Raw genomic sequence first — 11,143 nt, 5'->3', positions numbered from 1 at the left:
GCACGGTCCCGGCCGACACACGTGGTCGGAGATGTGCCAGGTGTGTCGACCCGACGCCCGACGCGGGAGTGTCGTCGTGTCTCCCTGCTCTTTTCGTCGGCAGGGGATGCGCCGCAGGACGCCGATCCGGTCCAGCGCGCCACGGCGGGTCGGACAGGGGGCCGAACAGACCACACTACTCGAACGTCCGGGAATTCGATAATCTCCTCTTCGATCGTCTTCGTTGTTCGGTCGAGTCTGAACAAAGAGAGAAATATTTATGTGAGCACAGGAAAGAACGTGATTCGGTTGGAGAAACGCAAGTATGGTCGCCAGTAGCGCGTTCAAAGAGCTATCAGAGGTACTCGCGCGGTTAGAATCGTCCGGCACCGAGGTCCGACACGCTACGGTCGACCAGCGACTGACAGGAACGGACGACGTCACGGCCGAGTTGTCCGTCGGAGTGCCGCTCGCGTCGGGGCTGGAGACGAGCGAGGCGGTGTCGGTTACGGCCGACGGCACCGACGTGGACGGTGGACGGGTCGCTGTCGATCTGACAGTGACGGTCTCACCCGACGACGGAGCGGTGGCTCCGTCGACCGGCGAGCAGTGTACAGACGGCGGTACCAGCTCGGGGTCCGAGTCCACGCGCCCCGCGTACAAACGACCCGACGCGCTGCGGGCGGCGTACGAGCGGTACGACACGTTCCCGGAGATGACGGACGCACTCGACGTGGACGTCACCCCCGAGACCGTCCGCCGACACATGATCAAACACGACATCCACGACCCGGACGACGCCACCCCGCAGTGTGCGAAAACCGGGGTGGACGAAGGCGGGACCGATCTACAAAGTCCCGTCGACGGTGTGGTCGAACCGAACCCCGAGACGGCGAGCCACGCGGACGCGAGTACGGCCACTGGGTCCGGGAGAGGGAGGTCCGACCCGGCGTCACGGAGATCGCCCACACGGCAAGAGACGGCCGCCCGGAGCGCCGTCACGGACGGGGGGAACGCTGTCGTCGGCGAGTCGAGGGCCCGTGCCGGGTCGCCGGTGGCGACGACGCCCGTCGGGGAACTGCTGGCCGAGGCGTCCGCTCGACGGCGGGACGGGTCGCCGGCGGGGGTCGCTCTCCCCGACACGCTGACCGTCGCCGGGCTCACGGACGCGATCAATCGGTCGCGGACGGTCCACGAGGTGACCCAGTACACCGGCCTCACCCGGGAGACGGCCGAGCGGCTCCTCCGGGAGTTCGGCCTGGTCCACGTCGTCTCCCGGTCGCTGGCCGCCGAGCAGATCGCGGTCTCGCCGGACGAGATCGTCAGACGGATCCACGCCGCCGTGGAATGACCTGCCACCGTCCACACCGGCGTCGTCGCCCTGGGGCGCACGGCCGGCGCGGCCGGACCGCGACCCGACCGAACGGAGCGCGCGACTGATGCGGCCCGACGAGTTCGACTACGTCCGGGCCGACAGCGTCGACCACGCGCTGGAACTGTTGGCCGACGACCCCGCCGCCGAACTGCTGGCTGGCGGGCACAGCTTCCTGCCGAGGCTGAAACGCGGCCACGTCGACCCGGACACCGTCGTCGACGTCGGCGAGATCGACGCCCTGCGTGGGATCACCGGCGTCGACGACGGCGACGCGGTGCGTATCGGTGCGCTGACGACGTACGCGACGGTCGAGGCCACGGACGGGCTCCGGCCGGAGGCGCCAGCGCTGGTGGAGGCGGTCGGCGCGACCGCCGACACACAGATCCGCAACCGGGCGACGGTCGGCGGCAACCTCGTCGCCCCGTATCCGGTGTCGGATCTGTCCGCCGCCGCCGTCGCCGGCGACGTGACGCTCGTCTTCGAGGGGGTCGACGGCGAACGCCGCGTCGAGGCCGAGGCGTTCCTGCGCGTACCCCACGCGACCGTCGGTGCGACCGAACTGCTCACCCGGATCGAGGTGCCACACGCGACCGGGGCCGTCGGCGGCGCGTACGTGAAACGGTCCAGCACGACGTCGCGGTACACCCTGCTCGGTGTCGCCGTCCGCCTGGCAGTCAGAGACGGAACGGTGTCGAACGCCGGCGTCGCCGTCACCGGCGTGACGGACCACGCCGTGCGACTCCCGTCGGTCGAGGGCGCGCTCGGCGGGGCGACGCTCGACGGCGAGACGATTGCCGCGGCGGCGGCCCAAGCGACGGCCGACGTCGACGAGTCGACGATGAAAGACGACAGCGAGGCGTCGGCGGCGTTCCGTGCGGACGTGCTCCCCGTCGAGACGGAACGAGCGCTCGAGCGGGCCGCCGCGCGGGCCGACGCTCGTCCCCCGGCCTGACCGACCGTGCACCGCGGTGAGTTCGCCGGCGGGTTCGGTCGGGGCGACACTCGCGGATCCACGCGGCGGGCGTCTCGCGGGAGCGTTCGACGAACGTCGGATCGCGGACGACGACCCGACACGAGCGCTGTCGACAGTGAGTAGTAGTGCTACTAAAGCGCAAAATCGATCCCGGAACTGACTCCGCGAAATCGGTAGTATCTGACGGGGTAAATCGATCCGAGACGAACCGGTCTCAGCGACGAACCGGGAAGCGCGACCGTTCGGAACCGAGGGACAGAGCGGATCGGATCGACGCCACGTCTGCCGTTCGATCGGCTCAGGTCGTCGTCTCGATACGTCGATCGAGCCGTCGGCGAACCGTCCATCGGCGCGTCGAGTGAGAACCGATTGCCACGACGAGTGGAGGATCGACGATCGTCCGTCGTCGGGTTAGAATTGTGCGGTATTTGAATTTATATGTCGCCGACCGACGGGGCGACGCGATCGACGATCGACTGTCGAAGGGCCGTCGACGCGACAGCCCCGACCGGACGAACTTAGTGGCGGAGCGTCGAACACGGCATCGAATGATCGAAGTCGGAACGCTAGTCGCGTTCGCCCCCGCCGTCGTGATGATCATCATGGCTCCCGGGCCCGACACCATCTACGCGGTGACCCAGAGCCTCACCAGCGGGCGTGCGGCCGGGATCACCGCGGGGCTTGGAACGGCGACGGGCGTGTTGGTCCACACGACCGCCGCCGTCCTCGGGTTGTCCGCGCTCTTGCGCACCAGCGCCGTCGCGTACGTCCTCGTGAAGTACGTCGGAGCCGCGTACCTGGTGTATCTCGGGATCCAGGTGCTTCGGAACGACGAGGAGTTCGAGATCGAGAGCGAACTCGTCGACGAGGAGCGCTCGCTGTTCCGGTCGTACCGGAAGGCGGTCGTCGTCAACGTCTCCAATCCGAAGGTCGCGGTGTTCGTGCTCGCGTTCTTCCCGCAGTTCGTGCCGGCGACCGCGAACGCGGCCCTCCAGATGTCGGTCCTCGGCGTGCTCTACGCGGGGCTGAGTTTCCTCTACCTCGGCGGCGTCGCCCTGTTCGCCAGCCGGGTTCGCCACCTCCTGCTCGACTCCACGGTCGCCCGTCGGGTCGTCCGGTACGCGAGCGGGAGCGTGTTGCTCGGCTTCGGGCTGAAGCTCGCGGTCGAGGAGCGTCCGGCTGCCTGAGCCCGAACTCTGGGGGCCGCACGCGTCAGCCGGCGGCTCCGAGGATCCGAAAAAGTATAGCTATGTGGTATAGTTATGAGTAATAGGTCAGTTCTTCGTACAGTCGGCGGCGCGCGCTCGTCTCGATGTCCCCACCACGACATCGGGAGCGCGGACGGCGGGTGAGCCGGAGTAGGACGCTCTTACTCCGAGTGAGTGCCGCTGCGCTCGACGTTCCTGGGCGGCACGTGATCGGGTAGGTGCACGTTTCTGACGAATGTCGATCAATAACAATACGCGTCAGGCTACTACGTTCACCGATGCGACCGAAGCCCGCTCACCGAACATGATGAACCGACGGAGATACCTCGCGCTTCTCGCCGGCGGAGCGGCCGGGCTGGCCGGGTGTGGGGGACGCTCCCCGGACGAGTCGGAGCCGGAGACGCCACAGCCCACGTCGACGCCGGAGACGGCGACCCCGGAGGTGGCCGAGTCGTTCGATCGGGTCGTCGACGTGGTCGACGATCTGGGGTGTGACCCCACCGGCGAGTCGCCCTGTGATCGGACGATCAAGGACGCCATGTCCTCGAACACCCTGTTTCGGTTTCCGGCCGGCCGGTACCAGTTCGACGATGGGATCGCCATCGACGGCTACTCGCGGCTGGGCTTCGTCGGCGAGGGGCAGGTCCGACTCGTTCCCCCCAAGGGGTTCAACCACTGGTTGCTCGACATCGACGTGGGAGAGCTCCTGATCGACAACTTCGACATCGACATCCGGCAGTCGGACGTCAACGCCGGCATCAGGGCCATCACGGAGACCGGCTTTCGGATCGAGAACGTCGAGCACGTCGGTCGCGGGACCCACTCCGCGCCCTACGAGGTGGACGCGCTGGTCCCCGTGGTCAAGGACCCCTCTGGGGTGGGGATCGTTCGGAACTACGTCGCCAGGAAGGGGTCCGCGTGGGGTCACTACGGGAACGGCCGAACGGGGATCTACATCGGCCAGCTGAACCGCGGGACGATCAGGGTCGTCGACTGCCACTTCGAGGAGTTCGGGGGGGCCGGGATCTACGCCACGGCCACGCAGGGGAACGTCCAGGTCGTCGGGGGGACGTTCAAGAACAACAACGTCGCGTCCATCCGGATCGGCGGCGACGGGAGCTACGTCGACGGGGCCTCGATCGAGATCGATCTCGACCAGTATACGGGCCCGCGCACGCAAGAACAGAACGCGTTCAGGCTCCGCGGCATCATCATCAACCAGAAGTCGGCGTACATCGCCAAACCGGGCGGGGCCGAGATCAGGAACTGTTCGATCCACATCCGGAAGGCACCGAGCCCCGGACCGGCGATCGCCGTCATGGGGCCCGCCAGGGAGTCGACGATTCGGGACACGGAGATACGAGTCGACACCCCGGAGACCCCCGCGATCCACCGGTTCGGACGAGTGTCGTTCGAGAAGCACCCCCCGTCGGAGGACCCTCGGTGGATCCGGCTCGAGAACGTCCGGATCACCGGCAAGGCGTCCGGTCGCGCCGCGGTGATCATCGAGGGCGCGCCGGGATCGATCCTCCGTGGCTGCGACATCGTCCAGACGGGAGAGGGACGCGACGGCATCCACATCGTCGCGTCGGGCAACTGCGTCCTCGACGGCGGGTCGGTGGTCGCCTCACGGTACCCCGTCGTCGTCGATCCCGGCTCGGGTGGGAGCGACGGGGAGTGTTACGTCGACATCCAGAACGCTCCGAAGTTGACGAGTCGGACCGAGGATACGGCTGGGGTGCGACTCGCCGACGGGACCGTCCTCCCGTGTCTCCAGAGCGTCCAGAACAGCCGCTGATCGACCCGCACGCGTCTCGGGTCGATCGTCAGTCGTCGCTGGAGGCGTGAGCGAGAACGCCGTTCTCACTCGGTCGTTCCGGGTGTCCTCGACGAACCCGTTCTTACTCGGTCTGCCCAGGTGCCTCGACCGAACCCGCTCTGACTCGTGGATTCACGTTGAACCCGTGCGTGCGCGCGGCGAGCAGCGAACAACCGGAGAACAGAACAACTCGGCATCCTCGGCGTGTCGTGTCCCACTCCGAGTCCGCCAGTTCGACGGTCGCTCACCACAGGTAGTTACTACTTATCAGCCGCGAGAGGCCGTCGTCGGTCGATCCGGAGCCGCCGCTCGGTCGTGGGCCCGACGCCGGTGTCGGGTCGGGACGGGCACGAGGTAGGAACCTCATACACGCTTCGCCGTCGGCCGTCCGCGCACCGGGATCTATAGGCAACACTTACTGGGAATTCTGACCTTCTTACCGCAAGGAGAGACGTACGTGGTACGTATCTATCCGTATATGGATTGTATCCGGCAGTAACTGACTGCGAGGGCGTAATAACTGTTTCAAAAGTAGGCTAATTCTACCGGTCGATGGCAAGTAGCCACGATCCAGACTGTCCGGATAAAGATACTACTACTGCGGCGGATCACGGGAAAGGCGAATCTACCGACCCGAAAGACACGGCTACCGCCGACGGTGGCCTGGCGGCAGGACGGATCCACCGCCGATCGGTCCTGAAAGCCGCGGGTGCGACCGCGGCACTCGGCGTCGGTTCCGCCGCGGCCGCCGGGAGTGCGGCGGCAGCGACGAGAGTCAACGGCATCCCGTTCGACCGCGTCGTCAACATCGTCGACGACTACGGCGCGGACCCGACCGGCAACGAACCGGTCGACGACGCCGTCCAGCGCGCCATCAGCGACCGAACCCTCATCGAGTTCCCCGAGGGTCGGTACCGGTTCAGCCAGCGGAACCGAGCGATTCTCAACAAGGCGACGGTCGGCTTCATCGGCCGCGGCGACGTCACGTTCGTCCCGCCGTCGGGGACGAGAGGGGACGACTACCTGTTCACCATCGGCGGTGGGAACAACACGGTCGGTCGGTTCCTCTTCAAGAACATCGACTTCGACATCCAGGCCAACGACACCACGACCGGCCTGAAGATCCTGGTACGGAGAGGGTTCCACATCGAGAACGTGGAGTTCATCGGCCGCGGCGACGCCAACTCGTACAAGCGGGGCGACGGCAGTACCGACTGTTTCGTCGTCCGCGTCACCGACCCCGACGGCGTCGGCACGCTCAAGAACGTCGTCGCGAAGAAAGGGTCTCACTGGGCGCGCTACGGCGGTGGGCGTGCGCCGCTGTGGTCCGGCGCAGGGACGCGCGGGACGCTCCGCGTGATCGACTGCCACTTCGAGGAGTTCGGCGGATCGGGGCTCTACGCGACGGCCATCCGTGGGAAGATCCAGATCGAAGGCGGTCTCTACCGGAACAACAACGGCCAGGCGATGCGCTTCGGCGGCGAGGGGAGCTACGTCGACGGCGCGCGGATCGAGATCGACGCGAGCAAGTACACCGGCGCGCGCGAGTCGGAGTACGAGCGCCGCGCCTTCCGTCACCGCGGGATCGTGATCAACCAGAAGACGGCGTACATCAACAAACCGCCGGGGGCGGCGATCCGCAACTGCGAGATCGTGATCAATGATCACCCGTCGCCGGGCCCCGGCGTGATGGTTCGCGGGCCGGGGAAGACGGTGACGATCGAGAACACGCGGATCCAGGTCAACGCGAACGTCCCCGCCGTCCTGCGCGAGGGCGAGAACGACTTCGGGAAACACCCCGCCTCGACCGGTGCGCGGTGGGTGCGGATGAGCGACGTGAGCGTGACCGGCGACGCGAACAACGGGAGCGCGCTCCAGTTCGTCGACGCCGAACAGTCGGAGCTCACGAACTGCTGTATCCAGCAGACGGGAACCGATCGCGACGGCATCCGGTTCGTCAGGTCCAGCGGGAGCACCGTCACCGACAGCACGGTCAACGTGACCGGGACCGACGTGGCGACGCCGCAGTCGAACGTCCAGACGAGCGGGATCTCGACCGACGGCACCTGCCCGGTGCCGACCGGCAATCCCGCCCCCGGCGGCGGGAGCGACGAGTCCGACGCACCGGAGGAGCAACCCCTCCCACGCAGCCTGACGGTCGAGGGGACGGGGACGCAGACCAACTACGAGATCACCGTCAGCGACGAGTTGGCGGTCGACGCCGACGCGGACGACGTCGAGTCGTGGGACGAGATCTCCGGCTCGACCGTCACCGGCTGGGTCACCGACGAGGGCGACGTCGACTCGTACCGGTTCTCCGGTGAGGTGTCGGACGTCACGTTCGTCGAGGGCGAGGCGACCGTCGTGGTCGACGGCGAACCCTACGGCGACGGCGGTGACGACGCCCCTGAGTCACACACCCTCGCGGTCGAGGGGACGGGGACGCAGACCAACTACGAGATCACCGTCAGCGGCGAGCTCGGGGCCGACGCCGACGCGGACGACGTCGAGTCGTGGGACGAGATCTCCGGCTCGACCGTCACCGGCTGGGTCACCGACGAGGGCGACGTCGACACCTACCAGTTCACCGGCGAGGTGACCGATCTCACGTTCATCGAGGGCGAGGCGACCGTCACGGTCGACGGCGAACCCTACGGCGGTACCGGCACTCCGGAGTCACACACCCTGACGGTCGAGGGGACGGGGACGCAGACCAACTACGAGATCACCGTCAGCGACGGGCTGGAGGCGGATCCGGACGCGAACGACGTCGAGTCGTGGGACGAGATCGTCGGCCAGACCGTCACGGGCTGGGTCACCAACGAGGGCGACGTCGACACCTACCAGTTCACCGGCGAACTCACCGCCGTCACGTTCGTCGAGGGCGAGGCGATCGTCGCGGTCGACGGGAGCCAGGTCGACGTGGGAGCGCTCTAGTCGATGCACGCAGTCGACGCTCTCGACGCCGGACGGCCGGCGGGGAGGTGCTGACGTGGCGTCCGCCGAGCCCCCGGAGTGGCGGGACACGCCGCTCCACCCCCACCTCGAGCACGACCTCGGCTACGAGCTGCTGGAACTCGAGCTGATCACGTCGACGTGCGGGTCGAAAGAGCACTGCATCGTCATGCCCAACGAGAAGGACATGATCCGGGACGCGACGTTTATGGTCGTCGAGCCGGGCCTCGTGACGGACCTGATCGAGATGGTCTGAGCCGGCGCGGACGAACGGTCCCTGCATCTGGCCAGCGCCGTCGACGCCCCCGAACGTGACTGGATCGGGCTCGACCGCAGGAGGACCGCTGGTGGTGCGGGACGATCGGGTCCGAGGGTTCGTCACTGTCAGTAAGAGCCGGCTACGTCCGCGCGTCCCGCGCTCGCGTCACACGACGACAGCCACGAGTCAGGTTGCGAGTACGCGCGGGGGTCACACTTGTATCTCGCCTCTCGGTTGTGTCTCGCCTCTCGGTCGTCGACCACCGCCCGGCTGTCGAGCGTCGTGGGTAACCACCACATATCCCCTCGCGTGTCCGCGGTCTGACGGCCGAGTGGCCGACGACCGGTCGGACCGGGCGGGCATCCTGGCCAACCGGCCGTCGATCGTATTTTCGGCCCCTTACTCCCCGAGAAACGTTACCGTACCGCGTTATATCGCGCACCGGGAACTGTCGGCAATAGTTACGGGGTGTTCTGACGTTCGTATGGTAAGGAGGGAGACGTCTGGTAACTATCGGAACCCCATCCATGCTGTACCCGGAGGGAACCGACCGTGAGGCTGTAATAACTGTTTCAAAAGTAGGCTAATTCTACCGACCGATGGCAAGTAGCCACAATCCGGACGGTTCGGATAACGACGATACTACCGCACAGCCGACGGGCGGGAAGGACGGGCGTACCGACCAGACGGACCGAAAGGCAGTGACTACCGACGACAACGGGCGGGAGGACGGACGGATCCACCGTCGGTCGGTCCTGAAGTTAGCCGGGGCCGCCGCCGCGCTCGGACTCGGCTCCGCCGCGACCGCCGGGAGTGCGGCGGCAGCGACGAAAATCAACGGGATCAATTTCGACCGCGTCGTCAACATCGTCAAGGACTACGGCGCGGACCCGACGGGTAACGAACCGGTCGACGGCGCCGTCCAGCGCGCCATCAAGGACCGGACGCTCATCCAGTTCCCCGAGGGTCGGTACCGCTTCGCCCGCAAGAACCAGGCGATTCTCAACAAGGGGACAGTCGGCTTCATCGGCCTCGGCGACAACGTCACGTTCGTCCCGCCGTCGGGGACGCAAGGCGACGACTACCTGTTCACCGTCGGCGGTGGGAACAATACGGTCGATCGGTTCCTCTTCAAGAACATCGACTTCGACATCCGGGCCAACGACACCACGACCGGCCTGAAGATGCTGGTGACCAAGCGGTTCCACGTCGAGAACGTGGAGTTCATCGGCCGCGGCGACGCCAACTCGTACAAGAACGGCGGCGGCAGCACCGACTGTTTCGTCGTCCGCGTCACCGACCCCGACGGCGTCGGCACGCTCAAGAACGTCGTCGCGAAGAAAGGCTCGCACTGGGCGCGCTACGGCGGCGGGCGCGCGCCGCTGTGGTCCGGCGCAGGCACGCGCGGGACGCTCCGCGTGATCGACTGCCACTTCGAGGAGTTTGGTGGATCGGGGCTCTACGCGACCGCCATTCGCGGGAAGATCCAGGTCGAGGGTGGGCTCTACCGGAACAACAACGGCCAGGCGATGCGCTTCGGCGGCGAGGGGAGCTACGTCGACGGCGCGCGGATCGAGATCGACGCGAGCAAGTACACCGGCGCGCGCGAGTCGCAGTACGAGCGCCGGTCGTTCCGTCACCGCGGGATCGTGATCAACCAGAAGACGGCGTACATCAACAAGCCCCCGGGCGCGACGATCCGCAACTGCGAGATCGTGATCAACGACCATCCCTCGCCGGGTCCCGGCGTGATGGTTCGCGGGCCGGGAAAGACGGTGACGATCGAGAACACGCGGATCCAGGTCAACGCGAACGTCCCCGCCGTCCTGCGTGAAGGGCAGACGGGCTTCGGGAAACACCCCGCCTCGAAGGGTGCGCGGTGGGTGCGGATGAACAACGTGAGCGTGACCGGGAGCGCGAACAACGGAAGCGCGCTTCAACTCGTCGACGCCGAACAGTCGGAGCTCACGAACTGCTGTATCCAGCAGACGGGCAGTGGCCGCGGCGGCGTCGCGTTCGTCAGGTCCGGTCAGAGCAGCGTCACCGACAGCACGATCAACGTGACCGGGACCGACGTGGCGACGCCGCAGTCGAACGTCCAGACGAACGGGATCTCGACCGGCGGCACCTGCCCGGTCCCGACGGGAAACAGCGGTGAGCCGATGCCCGACGGCGGGACCAAAGAGCCCGAAGAACCTCAGGAAGCACAGGAGCCCGAGGAGCCCGAAGAGACTGAAGAACCCAAGCAGCCAGAGGAACAATCACTTCCTCGAACCCTCACAGTCCGGGGGACGGGGACGCAGACCAACTACGAGATCGCCGTCAGCGGCGATCTGAAGGCCGATCCCGGCGCGAGCGACGTCGAGTCGTGGGACGAAGTCACCGGCTCGACCGTCACGGGCTGGGTCACCAACGAGGGTGACGTCGACTCGTACCGGTTCTCCGGTGAGGTGTCGAACGTCACGTTCCTCGAAGGGAACGCCGCCGTCGCGGTCGACGGAAACCAGGTCGACGCGGGAGCCCGCTGACCGATGGTGCCAGCCGACGTGCTCGGCGCTCCTCGACCGGAGGGGCG

General features: G+C 67.0%; 7 protein-coding genes. All 7 read left to right on the top strand.

The window, feature by feature from the left end; genetic code table 11:
* The first annotated feature begins 304 nt into the window (after window positions 1-304).
* The 7 genes from NKJ07_RS22825 (at window position 305) to NKJ07_RS22795 (ending at window position 11,096) form a co-directional block, all read left to right on the top strand.
* Window positions 305-1,330, top strand: a complete 1,026-nt coding sequence (locus NKJ07_RS22825) for a DUF8073 domain-containing protein (protein ID WP_318571131.1) — start codon at window positions 305-307, stop codon at window positions 1,328-1,330.
* A gap of 88 nt (window positions 1,331-1,418) precedes the next feature.
* Complete coding sequence (locus NKJ07_RS22820) at window positions 1,419-2,306, top strand: FAD binding domain-containing protein (RefSeq protein ID WP_318571130.1); 888 nt, start codon at window positions 1,419-1,421, stop codon at window positions 2,304-2,306.
* Between the two features lie 569 nt (window positions 2,307-2,875).
* Window positions 2,876-3,514: a LysE family translocator gene (locus NKJ07_RS22815; RefSeq protein WP_318571129.1), complete on the top strand. Its 639-nt coding sequence runs from the start codon at window positions 2,876-2,878 to the stop codon at window positions 3,512-3,514.
* Window positions 3,515-3,842: 328 nt separating this feature from the next.
* Complete coding sequence (locus NKJ07_RS22810; RefSeq protein WP_318571128.1) at window positions 3,843-5,333, top strand: right-handed parallel beta-helix repeat-containing protein; 1,491 nt, start codon at window positions 3,843-3,845, stop codon at window positions 5,331-5,333.
* A gap of 573 nt (window positions 5,334-5,906) precedes the next feature.
* Window positions 5,907-8,291, top strand: coding sequence for a glycosyl hydrolase family 28-related protein (locus NKJ07_RS22805; protein WP_318571127.1), 2,385 nt, complete (start codon window positions 5,907-5,909; stop codon window positions 8,289-8,291).
* A 55-nt stretch (window positions 8,292-8,346) separates the two neighbouring features.
* Entirely contained in the window at window positions 8,347-8,565 is a 219-nt protein-coding gene (locus NKJ07_RS22800; RefSeq protein WP_318571126.1) for a hypothetical protein, read from the top strand.
* 602 nt (window positions 8,566-9,167) lie between these two features.
* A complete protein-coding gene (locus tag NKJ07_RS22795) occupies window positions 9,168-11,096 on the top strand; it encodes a glycosyl hydrolase family 28-related protein (RefSeq protein ID WP_318571125.1) in 1,929 nt (642 codons plus the stop codon).
* The last annotated feature ends 47 nt before the right edge of the window (window positions 11,097-11,143 follow it).

This window comes from Salinigranum marinum, from assembly GCF_024228675.1.
Taxonomy (GTDB): Archaea; Halobacteriota; Halobacteria; order Halobacteriales; family Haloferacaceae; genus Salinigranum; species Salinigranum marinum.
The sequence above is the reverse complement of the archived record's forward strand: the minus strand, read 5'-3'. Positions and strand labels throughout refer to the sequence as shown.